The sequence below is a fragment of the Solilutibacter silvestris genome (assembly GCF_050574925.1).
Taxonomy (GTDB): domain Bacteria; phylum Pseudomonadota; class Gammaproteobacteria; order Xanthomonadales; family Xanthomonadaceae; genus Solilutibacter; species Solilutibacter silvestris_A.
In genome coordinates this window covers 23580-38476 of sequence record NZ_JBCMOO010000011.1, presented here as the reverse complement: position 1 = coordinate 38476, position 14897 = coordinate 23580, and the positions used below count along the sequence as shown (strand labels likewise).

Here is a 14897-nt window from a genome sequence, read left to right as displayed (position 1 = left end):
GGATGATTCTCTTGGTGAATGTGTCAGTCAAAGGCGGCGGCGCAGATGCGCGCGGCGGTCGCGGGGTCGGGTGCGTCGAATACGCCGCTGATCACCGCGGCCAGGTCGGCGCCGGCAGCGATCGCAGTGCGCACATTGTCCGGCGTGATGCCGCCGATCGCCACTCGCGGCACGTCGAGCGACGCCGCTTGCGCGAACAGTTCCGGCGTCGCGCGTCGCGCATGCGGCTTGGTGGGCGATGGGAACAGCGCGCCGAAGGCGATGTAATCCGCGCCCTGCGCGACAGCAGCGCGTGCGAGATCGATGTCGTCATAGCAACTCGCGCCGATGATCGCGTTCTCGCCAAGCCGCGCGCGGGCATCGGCGATGGCGCCGTCGTCCTCGCCCAGGTGCACGCCGGCAGCGGCCACGGTTTCCGCCAGCGCGACATCGTCATTGATGATCAACGGCACCGCGGATTCATCGCATAGCGCCTTCAGCGCACGCGCGCGCTCAAGCTGCATGCGTGCATCGGACTGCTTGTCGCGGTATTGCAGCAGCGTCGCGAACGGCAGCACTGCACGGACGCGTTCGATCAGGCGCGCGCTGTCCGCATCTTCGGGCGTAATCAGGTACAGGCCCGTCAGGGGGCCGCGATGCGGCGACAAGGTGCTTCGCAGGGACATGGAGCGTGGGCGGTGCGCGTGGGACAATGGCGCATCTTCCCGCATCCCGCAAACCATGTCCGATTCCGTCGCAACCGCCCCGTTCCGCACCTGGATGTGCGTGGTCTGCGGCTTCATCTATGACGAGGCGCAGGGCTTGCCGGAAGAGGGGATCGCCCCCGGCACCCGCTGGGAAGACGTTCCGGACACCTGGACGTGCCCGGATTGCGGGGTGACCAAGGAAGACTTCGAGATGACCGAGGTCTGAAAACCGGCCTCGGCCCTGCCGAATCGCCTTATTTCGCCGGCGTCACGCCCGGCTTGACCGCCAGCACGGCGCCGTCCTTCAGGTTCATCGCGTCGGCCTGGCCGGCGTTCAGCTCCAGCACGTAGCGGGCCGGGACATTGCTCGGATAGGGCGGGCACTGGTCGCCCAGAGTGCAGGGCGGGACATTGCGCTGCTGGGCCACCAGCTTCAGGCCGTTGTCGAAATAGAGGATATCCAGCGGAATCTTGGTGTTTTTCATCCAGTACGCCTGCGGTTCCTCGCTGTCGTGGATGAAGAGCATGCCGTGGTCGCCGGCCATGCTGTCGCGGAACATCAGGCCGCGCTCGCGCTGGTCCTCGGTTTTCGCCAATTCCACGTCATAACGATGGCCCTGCAGCTCCACCCAGGCGGTGGATTGCGCCGAACTCGCGCAGCCGGAGGCCAGCAGGGACAGGGAAACGAACAGGGCGAGGCGGATCTTGCGCATCGGTTTTGACCACGAAAATGAGGGGAATCCGTGCATCTTGCCGGCTCCCCGGTAGCCGTCAAGAAAATTTGTTGAAGAAAATGCTTGACTCCCCATTCAGCATCCGTATTATTCGCAGCCCGGTCTGACGCAGCGGCCTTCGGCAACGAAGAAAGCAGTTGACGGACACGGAAATCGCGCTATCATGTGCGGCTCACTCCGACGGAAACGTCGGGGCGAGAGGAAAGAAAATTTCGCTGCAAGGTGTTGACGGCAGTGAAATTTGAGTTAAGATGTGCGGCTCACTTCGACGAAAACTTCGAAGTGAAACGAAAGAAAAATTTTCGCTGCAAGGTGTTGACGGTAGCGAAAAACGTTGTATAGTAGCTGGCTCCCTGACGCGAAACGCGAACGGGGCAAAGCGGGGAAGGCGCTGAGGCCCAACCGGTTCTGTGAAAAGGTGTACGCAGGAAACTTGTGCGGACGTCTGATAGTGGCGTTGTCCACGTAGATGTTCGAAAGAGCGCAAGTCAATTCAATTGCATAGCAAGCGAGTGATTTCGAGCTCGATCGGACTCTGCACTCAAAACATTTGGATCAGCTCCTTAAACAGAGCGAAGTCCAGAAAAACTTAAGTGAAGAGTTTGATCCTGGCTCAGAGTGAACGCTGGCGGCAGGCCTAACACATGCAAGTCGAACGGCAGCACAGGAGAGCTTGCTCTCTGGGTGGCGAGTGGCGGACGGGTGAGGAATACATCGGAATCTGCCTATTTGTGGGGGATAACGTAGGGAAACTTACGCTAATACCGCATACGTCCTACGGGAGAAAGTGGGGGACCGCAAGGCCTCACGCAGATAGATGAGCCGATGTCGGATTAGCTAGTTGGCGGGGTAATGGCCCACCAAGGCGACGATCCGTAGCTGGTCTGAGAGGATGATCAGCCACACTGGAACTGAGACACGGTCCAGACTCCTACGGGAGGCAGCAGTGGGGAATATTGGACAATGGGCGCAAGCCTGATCCAGCCATGCCGCGTGGGTGAAGAAGGCCTTCGGGTTGTAAAGCCCTTTTGTCCGGAAAGAAAAGTTCTGGGTTAATAACCCAGGATCATGACGGTACCGGAAGAATAAGCACCGGCTAACTTCGTGCCAGCAGCCGCGGTAATACGAAGGGTGCAAGCGTTACTCGGAATTACTGGGCGTAAAGCGTGCGTAGGTGGTGGTTTAAGTCAGATGTGAAAGCCCTGGGCTCAACCTGGGAACTGCATTTGATACTGGATCACTAGAGTGCGGTAGAGGATAGTGGAATTCCCGGTGTAGCAGTGAAATGCGTAGAGATCGGGAGGAACACCAGTGGCGAAGGCGACTATCTGGACCAGCACTGACACTGAGGCACGAAAGCGTGGGGAGCAAACAGGATTAGATACCCTGGTAGTCCACGCCCTAAACGATGCGAACTGGATGTTGGGAGCAACTTGGCTCTCAGTATCGAAGCTAACGCGTTAAGTTCGCCGCCTGGGGAGTACGGTCGCAAGACTGAAACTCAAAGGAATTGACGGGGGCCCGCACAAGCGGTGGAGTATGTGGTTTAATTCGATGCAACGCGCAGAACCTTACCTGGCCTTGACATCCAGAGAACTTTCCAGAGATGGATTGGTGCCTTCGGGAACTCTGAGACAGGTGCTGCATGGCTGTCGTCAGCTCGTGTCGTGAGATGTTGGGTTAAGTCCCGCAACGAGCGCAACCCTTGTCCCTAGTTGCCAGCGAGTAAAGTCGGGAACTCTAGGGAGACCGCCGGTGACAAACCGGAGGAAGGTGGGGATGACGTCAAGTCATCATGGCCCTTACGGCCAGGGCTACACACGTACTACAATGGTGGGGACAGAGGGCTGCAAACTCGCGAGAGTGAGCCAATCCCAGAAACCCCATCTCAGTCCGGATTGGAGTCTGCAACTCGACTCCATGAAGTCGGAATCGCTAGTAATCGCAGATCAGCATTGCTGCGGTGAATACGTTCCCGGGCCTTGTACACACCGCCCGTCACACCATGGGAGTTTGTTGCACCAGAAGCAGGTAGCTTAACCGCAAGGAGGGCGCTTGCCACGGTGTGGCCGATGACTGGGGTGAAGTCGTAACAAGGTAGCCGTATCGGAAGGTGCGGCTGGATCACCTCCTTTAGAGACTAAAAGACAGCAAAGCTGTCAGGCGTCCGCACAAGTATCCTGCAATCCAGAAGTTTCCCGATCGGAAGGTCGTGGAAACGTCCCGCTTCGGGGCCTTAGCTCAGCTGGGAGAGCACCTGCTTTGCAAGCAGGGGGTCGTCGGTTCGATCCCGACAGGCTCCACCACTGAAGGCAAGAGACGTTGGGTCTGTAGCTCAGGTGGTTAGAGCGCACCCCTGATAAGGGTGAGGCCGGTGGTTCGAGTCCTCCCAGACCCACCAACTCCCGAACGGAAATGCTCCTGGATTGCGTACACCTAATTTGAAAAACATCGGCATTGTGGCCGGTGTTTGTTCTTTGAAAACTGGAATGTAGCGAGCGCTTGAGCAGAAGACTGCTCAAACGTGTCGATTGAGGCTAAGGCGGGGGATTTAATCCCCTAACATTTGAAGTTGTCGTTGATATTCACGCTGCGGGATTTGTACTCCCCGGCACTACGATGACCCTGAGGCGACTTGGGGTTATATGGTCAAGTGAATAAGCGCACACGGTGGATGCCTTGGCGGTCAGAGGCGATGAAGGACGTGGTAGCCTGCGAAAAGTTCCGGTGAGCTGGCAACAAGCTTTGACCCGGAAATGTCCGAATGGGGAAACCCACCCGCAAGGGTATCCTGCAGTGAATACATAGCTGCTGGAAGCGAACCCGGTGAACTGAAATATCTAAGTAACCGGAGGAAAAGAAATCAACCGAGATTCCCTTAGTAGTGACGAGCGAACGGGGACTAGCCCAAAAGTCTGATTGGTTCTAGAAAAACGGCCTGGGAAGGCCGGCCATAGAAGGTGATAGCCCTGTATTTGAAAGGGCCATTCAGATGAAATTGAGTAGGGCGGGGCACGAGAAACCCTGTCTGAACATGGGGGGACCATCCTCCAAGGCTAAATACTCCTGACCGACCGATAGTGAACCAGTACCGTGAGGGAAAGGCGAAAAGAACCCTGGTGAAGGGAGTGAAATAGAACCTGAAACCGTGTGCGTACAAGCAGTAGGAGCCCTTCGGGGTGACTGCGTACCTTTTGTATAATGGGTCAGCGACTTATTGTTCGTGGCAAGCTTAACCGTATAGGGGAGGCGAAGGGAAACCGAGTCTGATAAGGGCGCATAGTCGCGGGCAATAGACCCGAAACCGGGTGATCTAGTCATGCCCAGGGTGAAGGTCCGGTAACACGGACTGGAGGCCCGAACCCACTCCCGTTGCAAAGGTAGGGGATGAGGTGTGATTAGGAGTGAAAAGCTAATCGAACCCGGAGATAGCTGGTTCTCCTCGAAAGCTATTTAGGTAGCGCCTCATGTGAATCTTCTTGGGGGTAGAGCACTGTCATGGCTAGGGGGTCATCGCGACTTACCAAACCATTGCAAACTCCGAATACCAAGACAGACTGCATGGGAGACACACGGCGGGTGCTAACGTCCGTCGTGAAAAGGGAAACAACCCAGACCCACAGCTAAGGTCCCAAATACATGCTAAGTGGTAAACGATGTGGAAAGGCACAGACAGCCAGGAGGTTGGCTTAGAAGCAGCCATCCTTTAAAGAAAGCGTAATAGCTCACTGGTCGAGTCGGTCTGCGCGGAAGATTTAACGGGGCTAAGCATGTAACCGAAGCTTGGGGTGCATACTTTGTATGCGCGGTAGAGGAGCGTTCCGTACGCCAATGAAGGTGGATTGAGAAGTCTGCTGGAGGTATCGGAAGTGCGAATGCTGACATGAGTAACGACAATGCGGGTGAAAAGCCCGCACGCCGAAAGCCCAAGGTTTCCTTGCGCAACGTTAATCGGCGCAGGGTGAGTCGGCCCCTAAGGCGAGGCAGAAATGCGTAGTCGATGGGAAGCAGGTTAATATTCCTGCACCTCGCGTAAGTGCGATGGAGGGACGGAGAAGGTTAGGTCTACCCGGCGTTGGTTGTCCGGGGGAAAGGAGGTAGGTATGTGTCTTAGGCAAATCCGGGACACTCTATACCGAGCACCGAGACGAGCTCTTTAGAGCGAAGTGACTGATACCACGCTTCCAGGAAAAGCTCCTAAGCTTCAGCTTACGAAGACCGTACCGTAAACCGACACAGGTGGGTAGGATGAGAATTCTCAGGCGCTTGAGAGAACTCGGGTGAAGGAACTAGGCAAAATGGTACCGTAACTTCGGGAGAAGGTACGCCTTCGATCGTGGCCACGTGCGTGGCTGAGCGATTGGAGGTCGCAGATACCAGGCCGCTGCGACTGTTTATCAAAAACACAGCACTCTGCAAACACGAAAGTGGACGTATAGGGTGTGACGCCTGCCCGGTGCTGGAAGGTTAAGTGATGGGGTCAGCCGCAAGGCGAAGCTCTTGATCGAAGCCCCAGTAAACGGCGGCCGTAACTATAACGGTCCTAAGGTAGCGAAATTCCTTGTCGGGTAAGTTCCGACCTGCACGAATGGCGTAACGACAGCGGCGCTGTCTCCACCCGAGACTCAGTGAAATTGAAATCGCTGTGAAGATGCAGCGTTCCCGTGGCAAGACGGAAAGACCCCGTGAACCTTTACTATAGCTTTACATTGAACGTTGAGTTCGTCTGTGTAGGATAGGTGGGAGGCTATGAAGTGTCGGCGCTAGCTGGCATGGAGCCAACCTTGAAATACCACCCTGATGTGCTTGACGTTCTAACCTGGGCCCGTAATCCGGGTCGGGGACCATGTATGGTGGGTAGTTTGACTGGGGCGGTCTCCTCCTAAAGAGTAACGGAGGAGCTCGAAGGTACGCTCAGCGCGGTCGGACATCGCGCACTGTGTGCAAAGGCATAAGCGTGCTTGACTGCAAGATCGACGGATCAAGCAGGTACGAAAGTAGGACTTAGTGATCCGGTGGTTCTGTATGGAAGGGCCATCGCTCAACGGATAAAAGGTACTCCGGGGATAACAGGCTGATTCCGCCCAAGAGTTCATATCGACGGCGGAGTTTGGCACCTCGATGTCGGCTCATCACATCCTGGGGCTGTAGTCGGTCCCAAGGGTATGGCTGTTCGCCATTTAAAGTGGTACGCGAGCTGGGTTCAGAACGTCGTGAGACAGTTCGGTCCCTATCTGCCATGGGCGTTGGAAATTTGAGAGGGGCTGCTCCTAGTACGAGAGGACCGGAGTGGACGAACCTCTGGTGTTCCGGTTGTCACGCCAGTGGCACTGCCGGGTAGCTATGTTCGGAAGCGATAACCGCTGAAAGCATCTAAGCGGGAAGCGCGCCTCAAGATGAGATTTCCCGGGGCACAAGCCCCCTAAAGGCACCATCAAGACTAGGTGGTTGATAGGCTGGGTGTGTAAGTGCAGTAATGCATTGAGCTAACCAGTACTAATGAGCCGTGCGGCTTGACCATATAACCTCAAGTGGCCTTGGACCCAATCGACGCGATTGGCGGTCTGAAGCAAAACAAAGTTCTCGCTACATTCCACCCTATGCAAGACGGCGTCGATGCCTTTGTGTTCGACGATGTCTTCACCAGTTTCCTGGCGACATTAGCGCTGTGGCCCCACCCGATCCCATTCCGAACTCGGAAGTGAAACGCAGCTGCGCCGATGGTAGTGTGCACTTCAGCATGTGAGAGTAGGTCATCGCCAGGTTTTTACCCCGAAAGCCCCAGCCAAAAGCTGGGGCTTTCTCTTTTGCACGTTCCCCAGCCCGAAAGGCTGGGGATTTCTTTTTGTCCGGGATTCGTGACCTCCGGCGCACGCCCTGTTCAGCCAGTTTGGCGACAATATCCCGGATGAAATCGCTGCCCGCCCTGTTGTTGTGCCTGATCGCCCTGTCATTGGCGACGGATGCCGGCGCGCGCACGGTGTATCGCTGCGTGCGCGGCAACACCGTGAGCCTGGCGACGGCACCGGAACCGGGATCGAAGTGCGTTGCGAAGGAGATCGACGACAACGTCGCCAAGGTGCCGAACCTGTGGGGTGATCTCGGCGCGATCAACGGCACGCTCTACGAACGCCAGCAGGATGGCAAGACCGTCTACAGCACGCGCAACCTGCCGGGATCGACGCCGGTCCTGAAGTTTTTCGTGCAGACACCGCCGGGATCTCCCGCGCACGAGGGCCTGGGCAAGGTCAGCAAGCCGCGTCTCGACGTGTATGCCAAGGAGTTCAAGTCGGCGGCGAAGAAAACGAAAGTGGATGATGCCTTCCTGCGCGCGATCGCCCATGCCGAAAGCGGTTTCGACGAACGCGCGACTTCGGCGAAGGGTGCGCAGGGCGTGATGCAGTTGATGCCCGGGACCGCGCACGAACTCGGCGTCGCCGATCCTTATGCGCACGAGCAGTCGATCAGTGGTGGTGCGCGTCTTCTCCAGCGATTGCTGGCGCTCTACAAAGGCGATTACGGCAAGGCCGCCGCGGCTTACAACGCCGGCGTCGGCGCGGTGGCGAAGTACGGCGGGATTCCGCCGTATCGGGAAACGGTCGATTACGTGCAGAAGGTGACCGCATTGCACGCGGCCTATCGCATGGCGATGAAACTGCCGCCGTTGCAACCCGTGTTGCGCGCTGCCCAATAAGCGATTTTTCGCTTGTTTTCAGGGTGATCTAGAGTTTTTCGGCGTCAGCTTGAGCAGTTCGCCGTCGTTGCCGTCCTGCAGGATCCAGAGCGCGCCATCCGGGCCTTGCTCGATTTCGCGCAGGCGATGGCCCATCGGATAGCGATGCGCTTCACGGGCATGGTCGCCGTCGATCTGCACATCGATCAGCGATTCCGACGACAGTCCGGTGATCAATGCGTGTCCACGCCATTGCGGGAACATCGTTCCGCTGTAGATCACCAGGCTCGACGGTGAAATCACCGGGTTCCAAGAGGTTTTCGGTGCTTCGAAATCCGGTCGCGTCGAATGGCGCGGGATCGACCGACCGTCGTAATGATCGCCGTTGGAGACGACCGGCCAGCCGTAATTGCGGGCTTTCACGATCACGTTGAGCTCGTCGCCGCCGCGCGGTCCCATCTCGTCCTCCCACAACCGGCCCTGGCTGTCCCAGGCCAGTCCGAGCAGGTTGCGATGTCCGAGCGTCCAGATCTGCGCGGTCACGCCGCCACGTGATGCGAACGGGTTGTCCGGTGGAACGCTGCCATCCGGGAACAGGCGCACGACCTTGCCGAGATTGGTCGACATGTCCTGCGCGGGATCGAATTTCTGGCGTTCGCCGGAACTGATGAAGAGATAGCGTCCGTCCGGTGAGAACAGGATGCGATGGCTGAAGTGGCCGTTGCCGGTGACTTTCGGCTGCTGGGTCCAGATGCGGCGCGTGTTGGCCAATGCATGGGTGGTGAGGTCGAGCGTGGCGCTGTCGACGGCTGCGCCGCGGGTGTCGTCGTCGCCCGCCTCGACATAGCTGTAATAGATGCGGTGGCTGCTGGCGTAATCGGGCGCGAGCGCGATGTCGCCGAATCCGCCTTGGCCGCCGTAATCCACGGTCGGCGTGCCGGTGATGACGGTTTTCGATCCGTTGGCGGGATCGAAGACGATCAGGCGACCGCGTTTTTCGGTCACCAGCAACTTGCCATCGGGCAGGAAGGCCATCGCCCACGGTTCATCGAAGCGTGCGATCGACTGGACGGAAAACGGTTCCTGTCCACTTGCGACCGCCGTGGTGTCCGTCGCCTGTCGGGCGCCGCTGTTGCAGGCGCAAAGCAGGGACAGGGGAAGCATCAGTGCGAAACGCAGGTGCATGGTGGCTCCCGGCGTGGAGGCACGAGTATCGCCGATCCGTGGTTATCGTCGTGTGCGCCACGGCATGGGGGATAATGCCGGCATGTCGACTGCCATCCGCATGGTCGGTTTCGATGCCGACGACACCCTTTGGAAGAGCGAGGATTACTACCGCGCCGCCGAAGCCGAATTCCGCCGCATCGTCGGCGGTTATGTCGATCTCGCCGATCTGGGCGGTCGCCTCTACGAGGTCGAGAAACGCAATCTCGCGGTGTTCGGTTATGGCGCCAAGGGCATGGTGCTGTCGATGGTCGAAGCGGCGATCGAGATCACCGAGGGGCGGATCGATGCCGCCGACATCCATCGCATCGTGTCGCTGGGACGTGACCTGCTGCTGCATCCGGTCGAAGTATTGCCGGGCATTCCCGCCGCGGTCGATGCCATCGCCGAGCGCTACCAGGTCGTGCTGATCACCAAGGGCGACCTGTTCCACCAGGAAGCGAAAGTACGGGCCTCGGGGCTGGCCGAGCGTTTCCAGCGCATCGAGGTCGTCAGCGAAAAGGACGCGAAGACCTATGCCCGATTGCTGCGCGAATTCGGCATCCAGCCGGCGGAATTCGTGATGGTCGGGAATTCGCTGCGTTCCGATATCGCCCCGGTGCTCGATCTCGGCGGGGCCGGCGTCCACATGCCGTATCACGTCACCTGGGCGCACGAGGCCGAGCACGATGTCGATGCGACGCATCCGCGCCTGCGCCAGGTCGGCGATGCCTCGGGGATCGCCGCGGCGGTCGCCGACCTCGCCTTCGGAAACGGCTGACAGACCAGCTCGCGGCGGTACATGAAGCTGACTCCATCGCAGTCGCGTGGAGCTGGCATGAAAAAGATCCGGATGATGGTTGTGCTGCTGGCACTGGCCTGCGGCCATGCCTGGGCGGGTGAAGTCCATCAATGCCTGGGGCAGGGCGGCTCGGTGAGCTATGTCGATGGCGATTGCCCGGCGGGGACCCGCGCCGGCTGGATCCGCAGCTATGACGATGATCGCGCCGGACAGGCGCGCTCGATCCGCCAGCGGCAACAGGAAACCCTGGAATGGCAACGCAGTAATCGCGCGGAAATCGCAGCGATGATGCGCGTTCGCCGCGGTGGCCGGGTCGCATCGGGCGGACGGGGCGACGGCCTGGATCGTTGCCAGCGGACCCGCCATCGCCGCGACCGCATCCGCGACCGCGAGTTCCAGACCATGACCTACGACCGCATGGTCGCCCTGGACGACGGGGTGCGCGAGGCCTGCCGGTAACCCTGTCCGGCTTCGCTGCCGTTCAACTGGACGGTGCTATGGTGCCGGGTGCTCGTCGCGGTGACGGGCCCCAATCGCGATGCCATGACGCAATTCCGACGTGCCCTGCTGATCGCCTGTCTCGCCTGCGGCACCTCCGCATGGGCGCCGCAGGTCCGGGCCGAGGATGCATTGGACTGCCATCTCAGTTTCAACCTCGAAGGCTGGTCGGTGTTCTACAAGACCGCTTCGGGAACCGGCATGGTGAGTTGCAACAATGGCGACCGCCTGCCGGTGACCATCGTCTCGCGCGGCGGCGGCCTGACCTTCGGCAAATCGCGCATCACCGACGGCGTCGGTGAATTCACCGGCATCGCCAACATCCACGACGTGCTCGGTTCCTATGCGGCGGCCGAGGCGCACATCGGCGCCGTGCGTTCGCGCCAGGTGCAGGTGGTGACCAAGGGCAACGTCTCGCTCGCGCTCAAGGGCAAGGGCGATGGCTGGGATATCGGCGTGTCGCTGGCGAGCTTCACCCTCAAGGCGCGCTGATCCGGTCACGCATGGCACACTGCGGCCATGACGACTGAACTTGAAACCGTCGAGACCGTTGTCGGTCAGGGCGATCCGCGCTGGTCGGTGATATGGCTGCACGGCCTCGGCGCCGATGGCCACGATTTCGCACCGATCGTTCCCGAACTGCGCCGCGAGGGCTGGCCGACCGTCCGCTTCGTGTTCCCGCACGCGCCGGTGCGCCCGGTCACCATCAATGGCGGCATGCGCATGCGCGCGTGGTACGACATCGCCCATCTCGATCTCGCCAATCGTGCCGACGAAGCCGGATTGCAGGAATCGATGGCGCAGGCCGAAGCACTGGTTGCCCGCGAAGTCGCGCGCGGGGTGCCGGAGTCGCGGATCATCCTCGCCGGGTTTTCGCAGGGCGGGGCGGTGACGCTGGCGCTCGGCATGCGGCGTGCGCTTCCGCTGGCCGGTCTGGTCGCGTTGTCGACCTATCTTCCGGCGCCCGATCGCGCCAAGGCCGAATGTCGCGCCGATGGCGCCCGGCCGCCGGTGTTCATGGCGCATGGCCTGGGCGATCCGGTGGTGCCGTATCTCGCCGGCGAGATGAGCGCCGACGTGCTGCGCGAATGCGGTTTCGCGGTGGAGTGGCACGCCTATCCGATGATGCATGCGGTAATGCCGCAGGAAATCTCCGATCTGTCCGACTGGTTCGAGGCACGGTTCCGCGCCGGCTGAGTGCGCGTTACCATCCCCGCACACGGATCGCGGGGACGCGTGGGTGCAGGACACACGGGGCCAACAGGTGTTGCGCGTGCTCGTCGTCGACGACGAGCCGCTGGCGCGCGAGCGCCTGCATTCAATGCTGCAACAGACATCCGGCGTGACCGTGTCCGGCGCCGCAGGCAATGGCGAGGAAGCGATCGCGTCGGCGCGGGAATCGCTGCCCGACCTCGTCCTGCTCGACATCGCGATGCCGGGCGGCGATGGCCTCGAGGTCGCGCGTGAACTGGCGGGTTTGCGCCCGCGCCCGGGCATCGTCTTCGTCACCGCGCACGCCGAACACGCCGCCGCCGCGTTCGATGTCGAAGCGGTCGACTACCTGGTCAAGCCGGTGCGGCGCGAACGCCTGGAGATCGCGCTGCAACGCGCGCGCCTGTTCCTGGCGACGCGCGGCAGTTTCGCCAGCGATGGCGGGCGCGGCCACCTGCTGGTGCGCCAGCGCGGCGGCGTCCGTCGCATCGCCATCGACGAGGTCACCTATCTGCAGGCCGACGACAAATACGTGATGGTCCATCACGCGCATGGCCACGACCTGATCGAGGATTCGCTCAAGTCGCTGGAAGAAGCGTTCCCCGATCGCTTCCTGCGCATCCACCGCAATTGCCTGGTGGCGCGCAAGGCGTTGGAGGGATTGCGTCGCGACGGCGAGGGCCAGTACCGGGTGCTGTTGCGCGGCATCGCCGAGCCGCTGGAAATCAGCCGGCGCTGCCTGCCGACGGTGCGATCCGCCATCGAGCAGTACTGAGCGGCGAAGCGCGATAATGGTGGCATGAAGCTGCGCATCGCCACCCGCAAAAGCCCGCTCGCCCTCTGGCAGACCGAACACGTCGCCGCCCGCCTGCGCGAAGCACACCCGAGGCTGGACATCGAGTTGGTGCCGATGTCGACCCGAGGCGACGACATCCTCGATCGTTCGCTTGCGGCGATTGGCGGCAAGGGCCTGTTCCTGAAGGAACTGGAACTGGCGATGCAACGCGGCGAAGCCGATTGCGCGGTGCATTCGCTCAAGGACGTGCCGATGGTGCTCGATCCCGGCTTCATGCTGCCGGCGATCCTCGAGCGCGCGGATCATGCCGATGCCTTCGTCAGCAATCGCCATGCGAACATCGCCGGGTTGCCGATGCATGCCCGCGTCGGCACGGCGTCGTTGCGGCGACAGGCGCAGTTGCGCGCATTGCGTCCCGATGTCGTGATCACCGATCTGCGCGGCAACGTCAACACGCGGCTGGCCAAGCTCGATGCCGACGAATACGACGCCATCCTGCTGGCCTGCGCCGGTTTGCAACGTCTCGGCTTCGACGACCGCATCCGCGCGCGACTGGATGCGCCGGAATGGCTGCCGGCGCCGGCGCAGGGCGCGATCGCAGTCGAGTGCCGCGATGACGCCCCGGAGATCGCCGCGTTGCTGGCGGTGCTCGATCACGCCGAGACACGCACCTGCGTGGAGGCCGAGCGCGCGCTGAATCGCCGCCTGGATGGCAGTTGCCACGTGCCGATCGCCGCATACGCACGGCTGGAAGGCGAGCGCCTGCACCTGCAGGGACTGGTCGCTTCGGTCAGCGACGGCCACAGCCTGCGCGCGCGTGGCCATGGCGATGCGGCGGCGCCGGAAGCGCTGGGCGAGCGACTGGCGGATGAATTGCTGGCTGCCGGCGCCCGGGAGTTGATCTCCGCGAGCTAAGCTATGGGCTGAGCCGCCTGCATCGCATCCATGGACCGCCACGAACGCATCCACGCCCTTCATCGCATCTTCAAGTCGTCGCGCTATGCGGTGACGGTGCCGAGCCTGCAGGAACAGCTGGGCTGTTCGCGCGCCACGGTCTATCGCGACATCGCCTATCTGCGCGATGCCCTGATGGCGCCGATCGTCGGCGATGGCGACGCCGGTTTCCGCTACGACAGCCATGACGATTCGCGCTTCGAGCTGCCCGGCCTGTGGCTGAGTTCCGAAGAACTGCATGCGTTGATGGCGGCGCAGGCGTTGATGGGGCACACCGGCGGCAACGTGCTGAACAGCGCGCTGGCGCCGCTGCAGTCGCGCATCGAGAAGTTGCTGGAAGAACAGGCCGGCGGCCGACGCTGGCCGATGGAGCGCATCCGCGTGCTGGCGCACAAGGCACGCCGCCTCGACGAACATTCCTTCCGCACCGTGGCGTCTGCGACGCTGGAGCGCAAGGAACTGAGTTTCGATTACCGCGCGCGCTCCACCGACGAGACCACGCGTCGTCGCGTGTCGCCGCAGCGACTCACCCACTATCGCGGCAACTGGTATCTCGATGCCTTCGACCATGATCGCGAAGCATTGCGCAGCTTCTCGGTCGATCGCATCACCGGCGCCAAGATGCTGGAAACCTCCGCGCGCGACGTGCCCGATGCCGAGCTCGATCGTCACCTTGCAGGCGGTTACGGCATCTTCTCGGGTGATCCCAAGGGCACGGCGACGATCCGCTTCAACGCCAAGTCCGCGCGCTGGGTCGCCGACGAGCACTGGCATTCGCGCCAGGAGGGCCGCTTCCTGCCCGATGGCTCCTATGAACTGAAGGTGCCGTACAGCAACGGCCGCGAACTGCTGATGGACATCCTGCAGTACGGCGGCGACGCCGAGATCATCGAGCCGCGCAGCCTGCGCGAGCAGGCCCGCACCTTGCTGACGCTGGCGGCCTCGAATTACGACGCGTGACCCGAGGTCGCAGCTTCTGAGATGAGGCTGGGCGAGGCTGGACCCATCACAACGATGGAGTCCCGCCATGCAGACCCGTTCCTTCATCCACCCCCATGCCGTGTTGATGCTGCGTCGCGCCCTGTTGGGCGGATTGGCGCTGGTCGCCCTGGTACCCGCGGCGCGCGGATCGAACGCCTGGCTGGGCTGGATGCCGCTGTGGCTGGTGCTGATGCCGGCCTGCGCATTGTGGGTGGCCGAAGGCCTGCCGCTGCCGCGCCTGGCGACGCGGGTGGTGCATCGCGGCGGCCCTCGCCGCGTCCAGGCGCGACGCCTGCGCGCCTGACTTCTGGCGGGTGAGGGCGGCCGTGTCGCGTGTTAGCGTTGGCGACCACATTTC

Annotated in this window: 13 protein-coding genes, 2 tRNA genes and 3 rRNA genes; 15 read left to right on the top strand and 3 right to left on the bottom strand. The window is 61.4% G+C overall.

Annotated features, from left to right (window positions below; genetic code table 11):
* Window positions 1-23 precede the first annotated feature (23 nt).
* A complete protein-coding gene (gene thiE / locus ABE093_RS13010; protein WP_430761335.1) occupies window positions 24-665 on the bottom strand; it encodes a thiamine phosphate synthase in 642 nt (213 codons plus the stop codon).
* A 55-nt stretch (window positions 666-720) separates the two neighbouring features.
* Here thiE and ABE093_RS13005 point away from each other — a divergent pair, with 55 nt between their 5' ends.
* Window positions 721-912: a rubredoxin gene (locus tag ABE093_RS13005; protein ID WP_430761334.1), complete on the top strand. Its 192-nt coding sequence runs from the start codon at window positions 721-723 to the stop codon at window positions 910-912.
* Window positions 913-940: 28 nt separating this feature from the next.
* Here the strand turns inward: ABE093_RS13005 and ABE093_RS13000 are convergent, their stop codons facing one another.
* Window positions 941-1399, bottom strand: coding sequence for a DUF192 domain-containing protein (locus ABE093_RS13000; protein ID WP_430761333.1), 459 nt, complete (start codon window positions 1397-1399; stop codon window positions 941-943).
* A 611-nt stretch (window positions 1400-2010) separates the two neighbouring features.
* Here ABE093_RS13000 and ABE093_RS12995 point away from each other — a divergent pair.
* The 6 genes from ABE093_RS12995 to ABE093_RS12970 all read left to right on the top strand — a co-directional run bounded on the left by ABE093_RS12995 (window position 2011) and on the right by ABE093_RS12970 (window position 8114).
* Window positions 2011-3555: ribosomal RNA gene (locus ABE093_RS12995) — 16S ribosomal RNA — on the top strand.
* A gap of 95 nt (window positions 3556-3650) precedes the next feature.
* A tRNA-Ala gene (locus tag ABE093_RS12990) sits at window positions 3651-3726 on the top strand.
* A gap of 18 nt (window positions 3727-3744) precedes the next feature.
* Window positions 3745-3821, top strand: a tRNA-Ile gene (locus ABE093_RS12985).
* 246 nt (window positions 3822-4067) lie between these two features.
* A 23S ribosomal RNA gene (locus tag ABE093_RS12980) occupies window positions 4068-6941 on the top strand.
* Between the two features lie 129 nt (window positions 6942-7070).
* Window positions 7071-7185: ribosomal RNA gene (gene rrf / locus ABE093_RS12975) — 5S ribosomal RNA — on the top strand.
* Together the 16S, 23S and 5S rRNA genes with 2 tRNA genes alongside form the textbook arrangement of a ribosomal RNA operon.
* Window positions 7186-7328: 143 nt before the next feature.
* Entirely contained in the window at window positions 7329-8114 is a 786-nt protein-coding gene (locus ABE093_RS12970; protein WP_430761332.1) for a lytic transglycosylase domain-containing protein, read from the top strand.
* An 18-nt stretch (window positions 8115-8132) separates the two neighbouring features.
* On the opposite strand, the gene ABE093_RS12965 is transcribed toward ABE093_RS12970, so the two are convergent.
* Window positions 8133-9278 carry a PQQ-dependent sugar dehydrogenase gene (locus tag ABE093_RS12965; RefSeq protein WP_430761331.1) on the bottom strand — a complete coding sequence of 382 codons (1146 nt, stop codon included), beginning with the start codon at window positions 9276-9278 and terminating at the stop codon, window positions 8133-8135.
* An 82-nt stretch (window positions 9279-9360) separates the two neighbouring features.
* Here ABE093_RS12965 and ABE093_RS12960 point away from each other — a divergent pair, with 82 nt between their 5' ends.
* The 8 genes from ABE093_RS12960 to ABE093_RS12925 all read left to right on the top strand — a co-directional run bounded on the left by ABE093_RS12960 (window position 9361) and on the right by ABE093_RS12925 (window position 14843).
* Window positions 9361-10077 (top strand): HAD family hydrolase, encoded by a 717-nt coding sequence (locus ABE093_RS12960; protein WP_430761330.1) that lies wholly within the window; start codon window positions 9361-9363, stop codon window positions 10075-10077.
* Between the two features lie 57 nt (window positions 10078-10134).
* A complete protein-coding gene (locus ABE093_RS12955; protein ID WP_430761329.1) occupies window positions 10135-10557 on the top strand; it encodes a hypothetical protein in 423 nt (140 codons plus the stop codon).
* Between the two features lie 84 nt (window positions 10558-10641).
* On the top strand, window positions 10642-11088 hold the full coding sequence (locus ABE093_RS12950; RefSeq protein ID WP_430761328.1) for a hypothetical protein: 447 nt from the start codon (window positions 10642-10644) through the stop codon (window positions 11086-11088).
* Window positions 11089-11115: 27 nt separating this feature from the next.
* Window positions 11116-11793: an alpha/beta hydrolase gene (locus ABE093_RS12945; protein WP_430761327.1), complete on the top strand. Its 678-nt coding sequence runs from the start codon at window positions 11116-11118 to the stop codon at window positions 11791-11793.
* Between the two features lie 70 nt (window positions 11794-11863).
* Entirely contained in the window at window positions 11864-12583 is a 720-nt protein-coding gene (locus ABE093_RS12940) for a LytR/AlgR family response regulator transcription factor (protein WP_430761385.1), read from the top strand.
* A 24-nt stretch (window positions 12584-12607) separates the two neighbouring features.
* Window positions 12608-13519, top strand: coding sequence for a hydroxymethylbilane synthase (hemC, locus tag ABE093_RS12935; RefSeq protein ID WP_430761326.1), 912 nt, complete (start codon window positions 12608-12610; stop codon window positions 13517-13519).
* 30 nt (window positions 13520-13549) lie between these two features.
* Entirely contained in the window at window positions 13550-14518 is a 969-nt protein-coding gene (locus ABE093_RS12930) for a helix-turn-helix transcriptional regulator (RefSeq protein WP_430761325.1), read from the top strand.
* Window positions 14519-14585: 67 nt separating this feature from the next.
* Entirely contained in the window at window positions 14586-14843 is a 258-nt protein-coding gene (locus tag ABE093_RS12925) for a hypothetical protein (RefSeq protein ID WP_430761324.1), read from the top strand.
* Window positions 14844-14897 lie beyond the last annotated feature (54 nt).

Excerpts from the sequence above, each read along its gene's own strand:
- ABE093_RS13005 (WP_430761334.1), top strand. The coding sequence starts at position 721 with ATGTCCGATTCCGTCGCAACCGCCCCGTTCCGCACCTGGATGTGCGTG.
- ABE093_RS12960 (WP_430761330.1), top strand. The coding sequence starts at position 9,361 with ATGTCGACTGCCATCCGCATGGTCGGTTTCGATGCCGACGACACCCTT.
- thiE (WP_430761335.1), bottom strand. The coding sequence starts at position 665 with ATGTCCCTGCGAAGCACCTTGTCGCCGCATCGCGGCCCCCTGACGGGC.
- ABE093_RS12930 (WP_430761325.1), top strand. The coding sequence starts at position 13,550 with ATGGACCGCCACGAACGCATCCACGCCCTTCATCGCATCTTCAAGTCG.
- hemC (WP_430761326.1), top strand. The coding sequence starts at position 12,608 with ATGAAGCTGCGCATCGCCACCCGCAAAAGCCCGCTCGCCCTCTGGCAG.
- ABE093_RS12955 (WP_430761329.1), top strand. The coding sequence starts at position 10,135 with ATGAAAAAGATCCGGATGATGGTTGTGCTGCTGGCACTGGCCTGCGGC.
- ABE093_RS13000 (WP_430761333.1), bottom strand. The coding sequence starts at position 1,399 with ATGCGCAAGATCCGCCTCGCCCTGTTCGTTTCCCTGTCCCTGCTGGCC.
- ABE093_RS12945 (WP_430761327.1), top strand. The coding sequence starts at position 11,116 with ATGACGACTGAACTTGAAACCGTCGAGACCGTTGTCGGTCAGGGCGAT.
- ABE093_RS12965 (WP_430761331.1), bottom strand. The coding sequence starts at position 9,278 with ATGCACCTGCGTTTCGCACTGATGCTTCCCCTGTCCCTGCTTTGCGCC.
- ABE093_RS12970 (WP_430761332.1), top strand. The coding sequence starts at position 7,329 with ATGAAATCGCTGCCCGCCCTGTTGTTGTGCCTGATCGCCCTGTCATTG.
- ABE093_RS12950 (WP_430761328.1), top strand. The coding sequence starts at position 10,642 with ATGACGCAATTCCGACGTGCCCTGCTGATCGCCTGTCTCGCCTGCGGC.
- ABE093_RS12925 (WP_430761324.1), top strand. The coding sequence starts at position 14,586 with ATGCAGACCCGTTCCTTCATCCACCCCCATGCCGTGTTGATGCTGCGT.